Source organism: Pseudomonas sp. CLCA07, assembly GCF_053615335.1.
In genome coordinates this window covers 5175084-5191468 of sequence record NZ_CM132131.1, presented here as the reverse complement: position 1 = coordinate 5191468, position 16385 = coordinate 5175084, and the positions used below count along the sequence as shown (strand labels likewise).

General features: G+C 59.4%; 17 protein-coding genes. 11 read left to right on the top strand and 6 right to left on the bottom strand.

What is annotated here, in order from left to right; all coding sequences use genetic code 11:
• Positions 1-5: 5 nt before the first annotated feature.
• From ACWGZX_RS23755 to ACWGZX_RS23730, 6 genes are all read left to right on the top strand, one after another.
• Positions 6-545, top strand: coding sequence for a MauE/DoxX family redox-associated membrane protein (locus tag ACWGZX_RS23755; protein WP_452625675.1), 540 nt, complete (start codon positions 6-8; stop codon positions 543-545).
• A 3-nt stretch (positions 546-548) separates the two neighbouring features.
• On the top strand, positions 549-1169 hold the full coding sequence (gene mauD, locus ACWGZX_RS23750) for a methylamine dehydrogenase accessory protein MauD (RefSeq protein ID WP_452625674.1): 621 nt from the start codon (positions 549-551) through the stop codon (positions 1167-1169).
• Positions 1170-1188: 19 nt separating this feature from the next.
• A complete protein-coding gene (locus tag ACWGZX_RS23745; protein WP_452625673.1) occupies positions 1189-1710 on the top strand; it encodes a methylamine dehydrogenase light chain in 522 nt (173 codons plus the stop codon).
• A gap of 76 nt (positions 1711-1786) precedes the next feature.
• The gene (locus tag ACWGZX_RS23740; RefSeq protein ID WP_452625672.1) at positions 1787-2308 is read left to right on the top strand and encodes a cytochrome C; all 522 of its coding nucleotides are present in this window, start codon (positions 1787-1789) and stop codon (positions 2306-2308) included.
• Between the two features lie 176 nt (positions 2309-2484).
• Entirely contained in the window at positions 2485-3066 is a 582-nt protein-coding gene (locus tag ACWGZX_RS23735; RefSeq protein WP_452625671.1) for a hypothetical protein, read from the top strand.
• 284 nt (positions 3067-3350) lie between these two features.
• Positions 3351-5027 carry an MFS transporter gene (locus tag ACWGZX_RS23730; protein ID WP_452625670.1) on the top strand — a complete coding sequence of 559 codons (1677 nt, stop codon included), beginning with the start codon at positions 3351-3353 and terminating at the stop codon, positions 5025-5027.
• A gap of 45 nt (positions 5028-5072) precedes the next feature.
• Here ACWGZX_RS23730 and ACWGZX_RS23725 read toward each other — a convergent pair whose 3' ends face one another.
• A complete protein-coding gene (locus tag ACWGZX_RS23725) occupies positions 5073-6086 on the bottom strand; it encodes a GlxA family transcriptional regulator (protein ID WP_452625669.1) in 1014 nt (337 codons plus the stop codon).
• Between the two features lie 234 nt (positions 6087-6320).
• Between ACWGZX_RS23725 and tynA the strand changes: the two genes are divergently transcribed.
• Positions 6321-8609 (top strand): primary-amine oxidase, encoded by a 2289-nt coding sequence (gene tynA, locus ACWGZX_RS23720; RefSeq protein ID WP_452625668.1) that lies wholly within the window; start codon positions 6321-6323, stop codon positions 8607-8609.
• Positions 8610-8765: 156 nt separating this feature from the next.
• Here tynA and ACWGZX_RS23715 read toward each other — a convergent pair whose 3' ends face one another.
• Together ACWGZX_RS23715 and ACWGZX_RS23710 are read right to left on the bottom strand one after the other, a co-directional pair.
• Positions 8766-9074: a cupredoxin domain-containing protein gene (locus ACWGZX_RS23715; RefSeq protein WP_452625667.1), complete on the bottom strand. Its 309-nt coding sequence runs from the start codon at positions 9072-9074 to the stop codon at positions 8766-8768.
• Positions 9075-9088: 14 nt separating this feature from the next.
• Positions 9089-10057 carry a metallophosphoesterase family protein gene (locus ACWGZX_RS23710; protein ID WP_452625666.1) on the bottom strand — a complete coding sequence of 323 codons (969 nt, stop codon included), beginning with the start codon at positions 10055-10057 and terminating at the stop codon, positions 9089-9091.
• A gap of 287 nt (positions 10058-10344) precedes the next feature.
• Between ACWGZX_RS23710 and ACWGZX_RS23705 the strand changes: the two genes are divergently transcribed.
• Both ACWGZX_RS23705 and ACWGZX_RS23700 read left to right on the top strand, forming a co-directional pair.
• Positions 10345-10857, top strand: a complete 513-nt coding sequence (locus tag ACWGZX_RS23705; RefSeq protein WP_452625665.1) for a sigma-70 family RNA polymerase sigma factor — start codon at positions 10345-10347, stop codon at positions 10855-10857.
• Positions 10850-11587: an anti-sigma factor family protein gene (locus ACWGZX_RS23700; protein ID WP_452625664.1), complete on the top strand. Its 738-nt coding sequence runs from the start codon at positions 10850-10852 to the stop codon at positions 11585-11587. The genes ACWGZX_RS23705 and ACWGZX_RS23700 overlap by 8 nt, the downstream gene beginning before the upstream one ends.
• A 78-nt stretch (positions 11588-11665) precedes the next feature.
• On the opposite strand, the gene feaR is transcribed toward ACWGZX_RS23700, so the two are convergent.
• The 3 genes from feaR to paaY all read right to left on the bottom strand — a co-directional run bounded on the left by feaR (position 11666) and on the right by paaY (position 14391).
• The gene (gene feaR / locus ACWGZX_RS23695; protein ID WP_452625663.1) at positions 11666-12580 is read right to left on the bottom strand and encodes a transcriptional regulator FeaR; all 915 of its coding nucleotides are present in this window, start codon (positions 12578-12580) and stop codon (positions 11666-11668) included.
• 85 nt (positions 12581-12665) lie between these two features.
• Positions 12666-13589: a phenylacetic acid degradation operon negative regulatory protein PaaX gene (gene paaX / locus ACWGZX_RS23690; protein ID WP_150778157.1), complete on the bottom strand. Its 924-nt coding sequence runs from the start codon at positions 13587-13589 to the stop codon at positions 12666-12668.
• Between the two features lie 205 nt (positions 13590-13794).
• Positions 13795-14391 (bottom strand): phenylacetic acid degradation protein PaaY, encoded by a 597-nt coding sequence (gene paaY, locus ACWGZX_RS23685; RefSeq protein WP_452625662.1) that lies wholly within the window; start codon positions 14389-14391, stop codon positions 13795-13797.
• A 372-nt stretch (positions 14392-14763) separates the two neighbouring features.
• Here paaY and paaF point away from each other — a divergent pair, with 372 nt between their 5' ends.
• Both paaF and paaG read left to right on the top strand, forming a co-directional pair.
• Positions 14764-15537 carry a 2,3-dehydroadipyl-CoA hydratase PaaF gene (gene paaF, locus ACWGZX_RS23680; RefSeq protein WP_452625661.1) on the top strand — a complete coding sequence of 258 codons (774 nt, stop codon included), beginning with the start codon at positions 14764-14766 and terminating at the stop codon, positions 15535-15537.
• A 53-nt stretch (positions 15538-15590) separates the two neighbouring features.
• Positions 15591-16382, top strand: a complete 792-nt coding sequence (gene paaG, locus ACWGZX_RS23675) for a 2-(1,2-epoxy-1,2-dihydrophenyl)acetyl-CoA isomerase PaaG (protein WP_452629058.1) — start codon at positions 15591-15593, stop codon at positions 16380-16382.
• Positions 16383-16385: the final 3 nt, after the last annotated feature.

The following is a 16385-nucleotide window of genomic DNA, read 5'->3' as shown; positions in this document are numbered from 1 at the left end:
CGGCCATGCACTTAGATCCGATCTTCATCATTGCCAGCGCCCTCACCATTGCGGTGTTGCTGGCCAGTGCCGCGACGCACAAGGTGCGCGCGCCGGCACGTTTTGCCAAACAGTTGGCGGACTACCAACTGTTGCCTGGCGCGTTGGTCCGCCCGGTCGCTCGTGTGATTCCAGCGGTAGAGCTGGTGATCGCGTTCGCGTTGCTGGTGCCGGTCAGCCGGTATTGGGCAGCGTTGACGGCGGCCAGCCTGATCGCGCTGTACGCCGCGGCCATTGGCATCAACCTGTGGCGCGGTCGCCGCGACATCGACTGCGGCTGTGCCGGCCCGGACCAGGCGCAACCGTTGCGCCCGATCCTGTTGCTGCGCAACAGCGTGCTGGTGGGCGTGGCGCTGTTGGCCAGCGTGCTGCCGATGGCCCGCGACCTGGGTTTTTTTGATGGCTTCGTCACCGTTGCCGCCAGCGCCGTAGCGCTGCTTCTGTACGCCGCAGCCGATGGCTTGCTGGCGAACTCCCCTCTTCTGCTCAAACTGATTGGTAGGTGATCAATGGAAGGCTTAATTGTTTCCAACGTTTTGCTCTGGATTTTGCTGGCGGCCGTGGCGTTTGCCGTCATGGGCCTGGTGCGTCAGATTGGTGTCTTGCATGGCCGCCTGGCTCCGGCCGGGGCGCTGATGATGGACAAAGGCGTGGCGGTCAACGAAGCCGCACCGCAAGTCACCGCCTCCGACCGTAACGGTCGCCCGGTGAACTTCGGTTATGCCGGCGAAAAGAACCAACTGCTGTTCTTCCTCTCGCCGACCTGCCCGATCTGCAAATCGCTGTTGCCTGCGATCAAATCCATCGCCAAGGAACAGGCAGATCGCCTGGACGTGGTGTTCATCAGCGACGGCGACATGGACGCCCAACAGAAGCTGATCCGCGAACACAAACTGGAAGACGCGACCTACGTGGTCGGACCGGAAGTCGGTATGACCTATCAGATCGGCAAGCTGCCCTACGCCGCTCTGATCGACAAAACCGGCACCTTGCGCGCCAAAGGCCTGGTCAATTCCCGCGAGCACCTGGACAGCCTGTTCGAAGTCGAGCACCTGAAAAAGTCCACGCTGCAGGAATACCTCAACAGCCAGCCGCATGCACACGACCACAGCCACGGCCATAGCCATTGATTAAGGCAGGGAGATTTTTATGAAACTGCTGGATATGTTGTTCGAGCGCTCGACCCGTCGAGTCGCCGACACCACCTCACGCCGCAAACTGCTGTCGCGCATGGGTTCCTTGATGGTCGCCGGTGCCGCACTGCCGCTGCTGTTGCCACTGGACCGCACCAGCAAAGCCCTGGCCGCCGACAACCCGAAAGCCGGTGACCCGGGTGATCCGAACAGCTGCGATTACTGGCGTTATTGCTCCATCGACGGCTTTCTGTGCAGCTGCTGCGGTGGTTCCGTGACGTCCTGCCCACCGGGCACCGAAGCCTCGCAAGTCACCTGGATCGGCACCTGCCGCAACCCGGCCGACGGCAAGGACTACATCATTTCCTATAACGACTGCTGCGGTAAGCAGAGCTGCGCCCAGTGCGCCTGCACCCGTAACGACAGTGAAGAACCGGCTTATCGCCCGTTCAACAACAACGATGTGAACTGGTGCCTGGCCGCCAAATCGCACATCTATCACTGCACCGTTTCGATCATCCGTGGCGTCGCCGTTTAACGCGCATTGCCGCCGGTTGCTCACGCAGTCGGCGGATTTTTTTGTGCCCAATGCGATTCCTGTAGAGGTGCTTGTCATGCGTAGGTTGCTATTTCTCGGTCTGGTTTGCGTCGTTGCCGCCCCGCTCGCCTATGCCCGGGCCATTCCCGACCCGACGCAGCGGCATGCGCCGGGCAATGAAGAACTGCAAAAACCCATCGCCCAGGCCGGTTACAGCGTTGGCGTGAACTACCAGCTGCAATGCGCCGGCTGCCATTTGGGCAACGGCATGGGCTCGGCAGCCAATGACACGCCTCGGCTCACAGGGTTTGTCGGCAACTTCCTCAAGGTCCCCGGCGGCCGCGAATTTCTGGTGCGTGTACCCGGCATGTCGCAATCGGCGCTGAACAACGCGCAGTTGGCTGACCTGCTTAACTGGTTGATGCGCGACGGCGGCCTGGCCGGTAAAAGCACGCCTGCCGATTACCAGCCTTACAGCGCTGAAGAAGTGGCTGAATTGCGTCACGTGGCTATGCTCAATTTACCGGGTACTCGGGCAGAGTTGATCAAGGCAATGCGTGCACAAGGAATCGCGATTGAAGACGGCATGAGTGACTGATTCGGCCAGGCACCGCAAGGGTACCTTACTGTAAACGAGTGTCATTTCTGCCATTATCTACGCTATTTTTTCTGAGAGGCTTCAGGCACCTACCAGTCTTCTAGACTCATCGAAACAGGGGGAGCCACGCTCCGCGTGCGTTTCTATACGCTGATTAAAAACAAGGAAACATAACCTTGAAAGCTTCGATAATCATCGTCGCGGGCAGCGTGCTGTTTTCGATGGCAGCTTCAGCCACCGGGATTATTCCGGTCTTCGACCTGGATTTCACAAGAGCAGCGGATCAAACGCTGAAAAAACTCAACATCAACGATGGTTGCATTATTGATGCCCCGGACCCCATCACGTTCACCTACTGCCGGGAAGGCTCGACAACGCTCTGGAAGTATCAGGTGCTGGACCTGCAACAACAGGCAGCGATCCGCACGGTTACCCCGCAGCCCCAGATGGGTTATGGACAAATCAGCATTCTGGAACTCAATAGCGCGGCCTGTGCTCACGAAACCCGGGCCGAGGCTAAACCCGCCATTACTTGCATGGCCGTACTCGGTCTGGTCGCGCTGTTTCTGCTGATTGGCTTGCGATACACCTACAGGGTCCACCGCCAATACCACAGCAAAAGTTCAGCGTCCTCGATTCCTCCATGGCAGCCAATGGCCGAGCATGTGCCTGAACACCATGACATGGCAAAGGCATTGGCCGCGTTTGGTGTCGCTACTGTGATGATGATGGTTTATGCCAGCTTCTGCGTTTTTTAAGGCTCGCCACTGAACACGCAAAATCCGAACGTTTTCGGTTTTCTGCGGGGCACTTGTTTGTCGGCCACCCGCGGCGTTTCATCGACTTGAGATTGAAGCGTGATGGCGAGTGGATATCTGCGCGAAGGTGATTATGCTTCAACTATCCCGGCACACCTGCGAGGCCGTCAGCTGCTTCCCTGATTCGTGCAATTTGCAATCCGATGACATCAGCCCCAGGGCCTGGGTGCGGCAACTGATGAGAGGTACTCCGGCCTATAACAAGAGCAAAACGGAGATCACTCATGGCCGTAATCGACACCACAACCACGGGTAGCACGCCCAACCGCGGGATAACCAAGGAAGAGCGCAAGGTTATTTTCGCCTCGTCCCTGGGCACCGTATTCGAATGGTACGACTTCTACCTTTACGGTTCCCTCGCCGCCATCATCGCCAAGCACTTCTTCGCGGGCGTCAACGAGACCACGGCGTTCATCTTCGCCCTGCTCGCCTTCGCCGCAGGGTTCGCCGTACGGCCTTTCGGCGCCATCGTGTTTGGCCGGTTGGGTGACATGATCGGGCGCAAGCACACCTTCCTCATCACCATTGTCATCATGGGTTTCTCCACCGCCGTCGTCGGCTTTCTACCCGGCTACGAAACCATCGGCGTGGCGGCGCCGGTCATCCTGATCAGCCTGCGCCTGCTGCAAGGCCTGGCCCTGGGTGGTGAATACGGCGGCGCGGCGACGTACGTGGCCGAACATGCACCGCCAGGCAAGCGCGGTTACTTCACCTCGTGGATCCAGACCACCGCGACCCTCGGTCTGTTTTTGTCGCTGCTGGTGATCCTCGCCTGCCGCACCTTGCTCGGCACGGAAGCGTTCGAGGCCTGGGGCTGGCGGATTCCGTTCCTGCTGTCGATCCTGCTGCTGATCGTCTCGGTGTACATCCGCCTGCAACTCAGCGAGTCGCCGGTGTTCAAGAAAATGAAGGAGGAAGGCAAAGCCTCCAAGGCGCCACTGACCGAGTCCTTCGCCCGCTGGGGCAACCTGAAAATCGTGATCATGGCCTTGCTCGGCGGTACGGCCGGCCAGGCGGTGGTCTGGTACACCGGGCAGTTCTATGCGCTGTTTTTTCTGTTGCAAACACTCAAGATCGACCCGCAAACCGCCAACCTGTTGATTGCCGGTTCGCTGCTGATTGGCACACCGTTCTTCGTCATATTCGGCAGCCTGTCCGACCGCATCGGCCGCAAGGGCATCATCATGGCCGGCTGCATCCTCGCGGCGCTGACCTACTTCCCGATCTTCCATGCGTTGACCCAGTACGGTAACCCCGACGTGTTCGTGGCACAGGAGAAGAACCCGGTCACGGTGATCGCCGATCCCGGCCAGTGCTCGTTCCAGTTCGACCCGGTGGGCAAGGCCAGATTCACCAGCTCCTGCGACCTCGCCAAGAGCGTGCTGGCGAAGAAAGCGATCCCTTACAAAAACGAGAAGGCCGAACCGGGCACCATCGCTCAGGTTCGCATCGGCGACAAGGTGATTCAGAGCTTCGAGGGCACCAGTCTGCCGGCCGCTGAATTCAAAACCAGCAACGACGCCTTCATCGCGACCCTCGGCACCGCCCTCAAGGAGGCCGGCTACCCCGAGAAGGCCGACCCGGCGAAGACCAACTACCCGATGGTGTTGCTACTGCTGACCATCCTCGTGATCTACGTGACCATGGTCTACGGGCCTATTGCCGCGTGGCTGGTCGAACTGTTTCCGGCGCGCATCCGCTACACCTCGATGTCGCTGCCGTATCACATCGGCAATGGCTGGTTCGGCGGGTTTCTGCCGACGGTGGCCTTCGCCATGGTCGCGGCCACGGGGGACATCTATTACGGGCTGTGGTACCCGATCGTGATCGCGGTGATGACGGCGATTCTGGGTACGTTCTTCCTGCCGGAAACCAAGGACCGGGAGATTCGTCACACTTGAAATGGGCAGCCGCCCTCTCCTGCCGTGGGAGAGGGCATGGCTGTTTTATTTGACGAGCCGGGTTTCCTTGGACGGCCGGTAGCCGAAATACGAGCTATAGCATTTGCTGAAATGGCTCGGCGATACAAAACCGCAGGCCACCAGCACGTCCACTTGAGACAGCTCGGTGTGCTGCAGGAGTCGACGCGCTTCGGTGATGCGCAGTTCCAGGTAATAGCGCTGCGGCGTGGTGCCCAGTTGCTCCTTGAACAGGCGTTCGAGTTGGCGACGTGAACGCCCTGCGTAGACGGCCAGCTGTTCCAGCTCCAGCGGCTCTTCGAGGTTGGCGTCCATCAGCTTGACCACCTCGCGCAATGGCGCACTCACACAGATATTTTCCGCCGGTTTGATGCGCCGGTAGCGAGACTCTTCAAAAGCCAGAATGTCCTCGATACCCTCGACGAGGGCTTTATCGTGCAGCCCTTTTATCCAGTCCAGTGCCATATGGAAGGCCCCCGCAGGACTGGACGCCGTGAGCCGGTCGCGGTCAATCACATAGGGCTCGCTGGTGACATGCGCCGCTTTGGAAATCTCTGCCAGTGCGGGCCGATGCTCCGGGTGAATGGCGCATCGATAGCCATCCAGCAGGCCAGCGCTGCCCAGAAACCATGCGCCATTCCACAGTCCGGCCAGAGTGATGCCCCGCTCTGCCGCCGTTCTCAACAGATGGATGAACTCATCGGCGGCCTTCAGTTCTGTGCGGTAGCCGCCACACACGACCAACAGGTCCAGTTGCTGAATCGCCGACGCATCGAAGCGTGCGTCCGGCCGGATCACCAGGCCCAGGTCACTGACGACCTCGCCGTCGTTCAAGCCAAACGTTCGGGAAGCGAACAGTCCGGGACGCAGCAGATTCGCGGTGACAATCGTGTCCAGTGCTTGCGTGAACGCAGGCAGCGAGAAGTGTTCGAGCAGCAAAAAACCCGTCCGCGTTACCGGCGCAGGCTTGTCAGCAGGCTCGTTTAGATAGCGGAGGTTTTTACCCTTCATCCCTCCGCTGAATTGCCGTCGTTCGATCAATGTCCGACCCACTCGATTACGTTAACTACAAAAGTCAAAACCAGCGGGTTCATTATGCGACAGATCAGGCGAGCTGAAAGCCGGTCGACGCCAAGTTGTTTATTTGTGGATTAACCTTGGGCAGCGATCATTTAGGCACGCAGCAACAGGAATCTGGCAGGAATTCACAAGAAGCCTTTCATTGGCTGTAGCAAAGTGTGGTGTGCTGTCACCGGTTTCCCAAGGAACTCAGAAATGTTCACGTCCATTGCCTCGTTAAAAAGAAAACCTCTCGCCCGACTTTCGCTGGCCATCACCTTGGGCGCCTGCGGTTTGCCGGGCTGGATGTCCACCGCACAGGCCCATGGCGGGGCCGCCGAAATGGTGCCTTTGCAGTCGACCCTTGAGGAATTCGGGGCCACAGTCAAATGGGACAGTTACGCCAACCTGTTCGTCATTGCCAAGGACGGGGTTTACCTCAAGGTCAAACCGGACAGCAAAGTCGCCATGCTCAATGGCAAGCCCATGAAGCTGGCGGTCCCGGTGGTGTTCAAACACAAAACCGCCTACATGCCGAAGGACTTCATCAATCAGGTGTTCCAGTCCGGCCTGGACAAAACCTTTGTCGTCGAAACCCGCCCTAACCCGCTCAACCCGTTGAGCGCGGACGAAATCAAGGCAGCGGTGGATATCGTCAAGCAGTCCGAGCACTACCAACCCGGCTTTCGATTCACCGAAGTCTCGGTCAATGAACCGCCCAAGGATCAGGTCTGGAATTTCGTCTTCACCGGCCAGAACGTCACTCAGACGCGCCAGGCCAACATCGTGGTGCTGGATGGCAAGCACGTGATCGAAGCTCTGGTCGACCTCGACGCCAAGGCGCTCAAGTCCTGGAAGCCTATCGAAGGTGCGCACGGGATGGTCCTGCTGGACGATTTCGCCACTGTGCAATCGGCTGTGGAAACCAGCCCGGAATATGCACAGGCCCTGGCCAAGCGCGGCATCACCGATGTGAAGAAAGTCGTTGCCACACCGCTGACCGTCGGTTATTTCGACGGCAAGGACGGACTGGAGCAGGACAAACGGCTGCTGAAAATCGTCAGTTACCTCAATACCGGTGATGGCAACTACTGGGCGCACCCGATTGAGGGCCTGGTGGCGATTGTCGACCTTGAGCAAAAGAAGCTGATCAAGATCGAAGACGAAGCCCTGATCCCGGTGCCGATGAAACCGACGCCGTATGACGGCCGTCACCGCAAGGGCGTGCAGGTCAAGCCGCTGGAAATCATCGAACCGGAAGGGAAAAACTACACCATCACCGGCAACAGCATTCACTGGCAGAACTGGGACTTTCATGTTCGCCTCGATTCGCGGGTCGGCCCGATCCTGTCCACCGTCACGTATGACGACAAGGGCAAGAAACGCAAAATCATGTACGAAGGCTCGCTGGGCGGGATGATCGTGCCTTACGGCGACCCTGACGCCGGCTGGTACTTCAAGGCTTACCTGGACTCAGGTGAGTACGGCATGGGTACCCTGACCTCGCCGATTGCCCGCGGCAAAGACGCCCCGGAAAACGCCGTGCTGCTCGACGCCACGATTGCCGACTACACCGGCGCGCCGACTTCGATTCCTCGGGCCATGGCGGTGTTCGAACGCTACGCTGGCCCGGAATACAAACACCAGGAAATGGGCCAGCCCAACCTCAGCACCGAGCGGCGTGAGCTGGTGGTGCGGTGGATCAGCACCGTCGGCAACTACGATTACATCGTCGATTGGGTCTTCCAGCAAAACGGCACCATCGGCATCGATGCCGGCGCCACCGGTATCGAAGCGGTCAAAGGCGTGCAGTCCAAAACCATGCACGAAGCCACGGCCAAGGAAGACACGCGCTACGGCACCTTGCTGGACCACAACATCGTCGGCACCACGCACCAGCACATCTACAACTTCCGCCTGGACATGGACGTCGACGGTGAAACCAACTCGCTGGTTGAAGTGAACCCGGTGGTGCTGCCAAATGACCGTGGCGGCCCGCGCACCAGCACGATGCAGACCGAGCACAACGTGGTCAGCACCGAACAGCAAGGCGCACAGAAATTCGATCCTTCGACCGTTCGCCTGATGACCAACTTCAGCAAGGAAAACAAAGTCGGCAACCCGGTTTCCTATCAGCTGATTCCGTATGCCGGCGGCACGCATCCGGTGGCCAAGGGCGCCAACTTTGGCAAGGATGAATGGCTCTATCACCGCCTCAGCTTCATGGACAAGCAACTGTGGGTGACGCGCTATAACCCGGAGGAAAAGTACCCGGAAGGCAAATACCCGAACCGTTCGGACAAAGACTCGGGGCTTGGGCAGTTCACCGCGGATAACCAGTCCATCGAAAACTCCGACGACGTGGTCTGGCTGACCACCGGCACCACGCATATCGCGCGGGCCGAGGAATGGCCGATCATGCCGACCGAATGGGTGCATGTGCTGTTGAAGCCATGGAACTTCTTTGATGAGACGCCGACGCTGAACCTCAGCGCCCCCAAATAAACACACGCCCCCTGTAGGAGCATGGCTTGCCCGCGATGGCGGTGTGTCAGATGACTGTGATGTCGACTGACACTCCGCCATCGCCGGCAAGCCGGTCTCACTCCTACAAGGGGTCTGGGTTTCTTCAGATGGATGTATCGTAGGTTTCTTGTGGCATCACTGGCTGACCACAATCTTCCCGATCATCTGTGGATGCAGCGCACAAAAATACTCGAACTCCCCCGGTGTGTTGAACACCCAGGAAAAGCTGTCATTGGTATCCAGCGCCCCAGAGCGAAATACTTTGTGGGTTTCCGCCACCGTGTGCGGAATCTGGTCGTCGTTCACCCACGTCACTTTGGTGCCCACGGCCACGTTCAAATCCTTGGGCCCGAACATGAACTCCCTGATATCGATTTTCACCTCCTGAGCCCACACCGGCATCGATAGCATCAGACAAGCCACGGCTAACAGTCGCTTTTTCATCCAGACACCCTCCCCTAAACCAGTGTCGAATCGATCAGCGCCAGCGGATGATCACCCTGAGTCGCTCGCACATCGGTAATCCCCAGATAGTTGCGCAGTTGATCAGCCGCCACCGTCATCGGCCCCGGTGCAGGTGCCGCACCCGGTGCGGGCTGTGGATAAGCGGTGCCGCGAGCGGTGTGGAAGGTGATATTGCCTTCGACTTTCTGGATGACCTGGTGGATATGCCCGTTCAACACCGTCACCGAACCGTACTTGCGCAGCATGGCAATCGCCTGGTCGCCATCCTCGGTGCCCCAGCCCCACGGCTGATAAACCGTCCACAACGGAATATGGGTAAACACCACGATTGGCGTGCTGCTGGTCACGGCGCGCAAATCATCGGCCAGCCAGGCCAGTTGATCGGTGCCCAGGGTCGCTTCGTGGCCCGCCTGGAAATTGAAGACATTCACCAGTGCAACAAAATGCACGCCGTGGTCATCGAAGCTGTACCAGCCATTGCCTTTGGTGCCCTCGCCGTAACGCTCCAGGTAGAGTTTACCGCCGCCCTCGTCGAGGGTGTCGTGCTCGCCCGGGACGTAGTGCACGGTGGATGGCAGGCCTTTGAGCAGTTGTGCGGCCGTATCAAATTCCTCGGGTTTGGACAGGTGGGTGATATCGCCGGTATGCAGGATCAGCGACGGCCGTTTTGGCAGCGCGATGACCTTGTCGATGGCCACCTGCAACGTCTTCACAGGTTCCGGGTTGGCCTCCTTGTTGAAGCCGATGTGCGAGTCGCTGATCTGCACGAAGTGGAAGGTGCTGGCCAGTGCCTTGGGGTCGGAGACGTTGCCCGCCGCATCCAGGGCAAAGGCCCGGGGAATGCCGCCGCTCAGGGCCCAGAGGACCCCCGCCCCGGCCCACGCCGAGCATTTAAGGAGCGTTCGACGGTCAGGGTTCAGCGGGCCGTCGGTGCGACGTGGGTGTTTTGATTGAATGTCCATCGGATTTCCCTCGCTGGCGAACTACAGTGATGGTGCTGACACGAGATACAACCAACCAGGACAGGGTTTTATTCCACGACATTGAATCGCCTGTAGCAGCTGTCGAGGCACGAGGCTGCGTTGGGCTGCGTAGCGGCCCCCGAAGGGCGGTCCTGCGGACACGCAACGCAGCCTCATGCCTCGGCAGCTGCTACGGGGGATTGAGTTGTGCATTGGAAAAGTTGTTTTTTCCGGGAATAAAATGCGGAGCTGCGCGGTTATAGAGGTGGGACAGTGCGGGAACCACTATGAAGCGATTTGAGGAACTGTTTGCGCCCCATCTGGACGCGGCCTACAACCTCGCGCGCTGGCTCACGGGCAACGACAGCGCCGCACGCGATGTCGTTCAGGAAAGCGCCCTGCGCGCCTTCAGATTTTTACACCGCTTCGCCGACGGCAACGCCAAGGCCTGGTTTCTAACTATCGTACGCAACGAAAGCTACACCTGGCTCAAGGCCTCGGCCGGGCACCATTGGGTTGCTATCGGCGACGAGCTGTCCGAAGAGGACGCCGCGCTGAGCCACAGCCAGACCCCGGAGCTGCTGGCCATTCACATGGAAAATGCGGCGCTCATCCAGCAAGCCCTGCGTACTCTGCCGCCGGCGTTTCGTGAGGTGATTGTTCTGAAAGAACTCGAAGACCTGCCCTACAAGGACATTGCCCTGGTGGTCGACATTCCCATCGGCACCGTCATGTCGAGGCTGGCCCGGGCGCGCGCCATGCTCAAGCTCGAACTACTGAAGTTGTACGATCATGAATGAACTCGACTGCACCGCCTGCCAGACTTTGATGCATGGCTATCTGGACAAGGAACTGGATCCTGCGACGGCTGCGACGGTGGCCGGGCATTTGGCCGGGTGCGCCGAGTGCGCGCGGCTGCATGATCAGGCGAGGCTGCTGATGCTCAGCGTGAAACGCCAGGCGTCGTATTACGCAGCTCCGGCGTCGTTGACGGCCAGTGTGCTCGCCACTGTTGCCCCCCCCTCAAGCATTATCGAGCGCTGGCGAACATGGTTCGCCCCGGCTTTTTCAGCGGCGGCACTGGGCTTGGCGGTGGTGCTTTATGTGGCAACGCCTGCCAGCGAGCAGCCATTGGTGGACGAAGCGGTCTCCAGTCACGTCCGCTCGTTAATGGCCGAGCATTTGAACGATGTGGTGTCGTCCGACCGCCACACCGTGAAGCCTTGGTTCACCGGCAAACTCGACTTCGCGCCACCGGTAATCGATTACTCGGCACAAGGGTTTGTGCTGTTGGGTGGGCGGTTGGATTATCTGCAGCATCAGGCCACGGCGGCCCTGAGTTATGGGCGGGCCAAGCACATTATCAACGTGTTTATCTTGCCCGCGCCGGAGGCGGATAAGCCGCAACAGAGCCAGACGATTCGTGGCTTTAACGTGGTGTCCTGGCAAGCGAATCACATGCGGTTTGTGCTGGTTTCCGATCTGGAGAAAAGCGAGCTGGAGGCGTTCAGCCAATTACTCAAGCCGTAGAACGTACAAAACCTTGTAGGAGTGAGACCGGCTTGCCGGTCTCACTCCTACAAGGTTACGTGTGCATTCAGTCAGATCTCAAGCGTGCTGCTTGCGGTATTCGCCCGGCGCTATGCCAAACCGTGATTTGAATGCGGTGGAAAAGTAGCTCGAATCGGAAAAACCCCAGGAGTAACCCAGCACCGACAGCTTCTGTTCGGTGCGCGATTGGCGCAGGGACTCGGCGCACAAGTCCAGTCGGCGATTCTTGATGTATTTCGCCACCACCAAACCCTTCTTGGCAAAGATCCGGTACAGCCCCCGAACCGACATGCCGACTTCCCGCGCCAGCCATTCCGGGCACAGTTCTTCGGAGCGAATGTGCGTGTCGATGCATTCCAGCGTCTTGCGAAAGATGCGCTCATGCGAGTCATTGCTGTCTTCGGCTTGACTGATGGCCGGGCGCAGCAGGCTGACAATCGCTTCCAGCGTCGCCTCGCTTTCCGGCAGGCTCAGAGTGTTTTGCTGTGCGGCGTCGAGAATCAGGCGGTGAGAGAGCACTGCCATCGGCGACGTCGCGACGATGCGGTGACCGCACTTGACCTGGTTGAAGCGCAAGGATTGCTCAATCAGCGGTGAGGGCAGAATCAGCGACAACTGACGGGAGTTTTCACTGTAGGTGAAGTCGCTGGGGCGCGAGGCGTCGATCAGGGTGATGTCACCGGCGCAGAGCAACACTTTGTTGTCGCCCTGGGCCATGCCCGCCGTGCCGTCGAGCTGGAACACCGCAAAATATTTGCCGTCCTCACCCGCCGCGACTTGCGCAGGCGTGCGGTACAGCCGCGCCTGGCAGGCGTCGACAAAACTGAGTTTCAGCGCACCGCTGCGGTGTTCCCGGATCTGCCCGGAAAACCCGGCGCCCAGGGTTTGCCCATTGAAGGCGCCACAAATCTGGTTGATCTGATGGATCCACTGATCAAATCCATCACGGCGCTGTGCATTTGCAGAAATCATGTTGGGCCTCATGCAGGCTTATTTTTATTATCTACACCAATTCCCAGGTTCTCCCTAACCACTTCACTCCCACAACAATGGCGAATTACTTCAACCCGCCAAACCGTCGATAGAAACTTTCACCCACGTCCGGCAGCGGACCGTCGGCGGTTTCCAGCGCACTGTTCAACCATTCCTCGGCTTTGGCGTAGATCAGCCGATAAATGTTGCGGCACAACTGGCGCGCTGCCCGACCTTCCCAATCGCCGGGCAGTAACTCGTCCGGCAGTTGCGGGTCGCGCAGCAGCAGTTTGCGGTATTCATGAATAAGCAGGACCCGTGCCAGGAAGCAGTCGCACGGTTGCAGGTTCTCTTGCTCGCGAAGCGCTTGCCAGAGCGGTCGGAACAACTGGATGAACTCGCTGTAATGGGTCGCCAGTTCTTCGATGTTCCAGCTTTCTTTCACCTGCAAACGCAGCGCCTTGGACGCCAGGACGTCCTGCGCCGTGGTTTCGAAGACGATGGTCTCTTCCTGGGCGCCGAGGTCGAGCAAGGTCGCGTTGAGATCGGTACGGTCGCTACGTGGACATGCCAACACCGCGGGCGAAATCGCACCAAAACCTTGCCATTCCAGTTCTTCGCGCACTTGTTTGCGCTTGTCCTGCGTCAGCTGCGTGAGCATCACCAGGCACCAGGAACCGTCCCACGCGGGCACGGTGGAGCTGTAGACGCGCTTGAACGCCTTGTCGAAACGCCGGCGACCGGTGCCAGTCAGGCTGTAATAGCTGCGACGCCCGACTTTCTCGGCGGTCAGCCAGCCTTCCTTGGTCAGGCGGAAAATCGACGTGCGGATCAGCCGCTCATTGATACCGATGGGCTCGAGCAATTGAATCAGGCTACCCAGCCAGACAGTTCCGCCGTGGGGTTCGATGGCATCGCCATACAGCGTGATGATCAGCGAACTGGCGCGGATCGGCGTCTGCTCCTGGAAGCGGGTAATCAGTTGGTTCAAGGGTGTCAGGGACGACATGGGCGTACCGGGCTGAAAAAAGAAAAGGAATATACCGAATGCGCGCAGTCCTGTGGGAGTGAGCCTTTGTGGTGATGGGGCTTGCCGGAATGCCGCATCACCCCGTTGGGTTGCGCAGCAGCCCCTAAATCTTGTGAACGCTGCGCACTCAAACGGGGGCAAGCCCCCTCGCCACAAAGGCCCGCTCCCACAAGGGGATGGGTGTTCACAGGGTGCTGCCTTTGGGGCGAATGCCGCTGTCACTGATACGTGGGCGATCCGCTTCCGGCTCGGTCAGTGGCTCGCAGACTTGCATCTGTTCAAGGCAACGCTTGGCCAGTTGCTGATACTCGCGGGTGCCCGCTTGCTTCCACGACACTTCTTCATCGCTGAGGCCGCGCTTGATGCTGGCCGGCGCGCCCATCACCAGTGACTGTTCGGGGCATTCGAACCCTGCTTTGACGAAGGCCGCCGCCGACACGAATGAGCGCGGGCCAATGCGTGCGTTGTCCATCACCACGGCGTTCATGCCCACCAGCGCGTCGGCGCCGATTCGGCAACCGTGCAACACCGCGCCATGCCCGATGTGGCCATTGCGCTCGACCACTGTGTCGCTGTCCGGGAAACCGTGCATTACGCAGGTGTCCTGCAGATTGGCGCCCTCCTCCAGCACGATCCGGCCGAAGTCCCCGCGCAAACTCGCCAGCGGCCCGACGTAGCAATGCGGGCCGACGATCACGTCGCCGATTAGCACCGCAGACGGATGAACATAAGCAGTGGGATCAACCACCGGGGTCAAGCCATCGAGGCTGTAGCAGGTCATGGGACATTCCTTTAAGCGCAGTGCCGGGTGTGTTCGCAAAGCGATGCCGATATTGACTAATTTTGTATCACATCGCTTTTACCAGCACAAAGATTAAAACTCCGTATCACTTAGTCACGCCCTTGATGAAAGACGGCTTAACGGGTCTGCATTTGCCGTTCAAGCCAATAAAATCGGCAATTATCCGCAAATCAGACTTCGCAAAACACGGACCAACAGCGATCAACCACTCATCAATAAGACACGTTAAATGCGTTTTACTATTGTATTTGCGTATCACGTTGTAGGTATACTCAGGCAAAACCGGCCTACCCCGCCGATCCAATAATGAGCCGGCATTGCAGCTGAGCACCCACCGTGAGGGCATCCGCCATGCCTCTAACCCTTGCTGTCGAGATCATCGAGCCAGGCGTTCGCCTGATTACCCTGCAACGCCCGCAGGCGTTGAATGCCCTGACCACCGAATTGCTCGGTGAATTGGCCGATGAACTGAACGCCGCACAAGCCGATCCCGCTACCCGCGTCGTGGTCATGACCGGCAGCCGCAAAGCCTTTGCGGCCGGCGCCGACATCAAGGAAATGGCCGAGCACGATCTGGTCGGCATCCTCGATGACCCGCGCCAGGCGTCGTGGCAAACCATCACCCGCTTCAACAAACCGCTGATCGCCGCCGTTAATGGCTTCGCCTTAGGCGGTGGCTGCGAATTGGCGATGCACGCCGACATCATCATTGCCGGTGAAGATGCCCGTTTCGGTCAGCCGGAAATCAACCTCGGGATCATGCCCGGCGCCGGTGGCACCCAACGCCTGCTGCGCGCCGTCGGCAAATCCATGGCCATGCAAATGGTCCTGACCGGTGAACCGATCGACGCCCGCCAGGCGCAGCGCGCCGGTCTGGTCAGCGAAGTAACCCAGCCGGAATTCACCGTCGAACGCGCCTTACAGATCGCCCGCAGCATTGCTGGCAAAGCACCACTGGCCGTGCGTCTGGCCAAGGAAGCGCTGCTCAAGGCCATGGACACTGACCTCGCCAGCGGCCTGCGTTTCGAGCGCCACGCCTTCACCGTGCTGGCCGGCACCCGCGACCGCGATGAAGGCATTCAAGCTTTCCAGGAAAAACGCACGCCGACCTTCACTGGCCAGTAACCACCCCGCCCTTTCAAAAAAAAGCGAACGACCTCCCAGAGAGCGCCATGACCATGAATTTCGAACACATCCTGTTTTCCATCGAAGCCGGCGTCGCCCTGCTCAGCCTCAATCGTCCGGATCAGCTGAATAGCTTCAACGCGCAGATGCACGGTGAAGTGAAGGAAGCCCTGAAACAGGTCCGGCAAAATCCGGATGTGCGTGTATTGCTGCTGACCGGGGAAGGTCGCGGCTTCTGCGCCGGGCAAGATCTCAGCGATCGCAATGTGGCGCCGGGCAGCGCCGTGCCGGATCTGGGCGAGTCCATCGAGAAGTTCTACAACCCGCTGATCCGCCAGTTGCGCGACCTGCCGCTGCCGGTGATCTGCGCGGTCAACGGCGTGGCCGCCGGCGCTGGCGCCAACATTCCGCTGGCCTGCGACCTGGTGCTGGCAGCGCGTTCGGCGAGCTTCATTCAAGCCTTCTGCAAAATCGGCCTGATCCCCGATTCCGGCGGCACCTGGACCTTGCCGCGCCTGGTCGGCATGGCCCGCGCCAAGGCATTGGCCTTGCTCGGCAACCGCTTGAGCGCTGAACAAGCCGAGCAATGGGGCTTGATCTACCGCTGCGTGGAAGACGCCGAACTGCGCGATGAAGCGCTGAAACTCGCCCGACACCTCGCCACGCAACCGACCTACGGTCTGGCACTGATCAAGCGCAGCCTGAACGCCAGCCTGAGCAACACTTTTGATGAGCAGCTGGAGCTGGAAAAAGACCTGCAACGCCTGGCCGGGCGCAGCGAGGATTACCGTGAAGGCGTCGGCGCCTTCATGGAAAAACGCAGCCCAAGCTTCAAGGGGCGCTGAGTC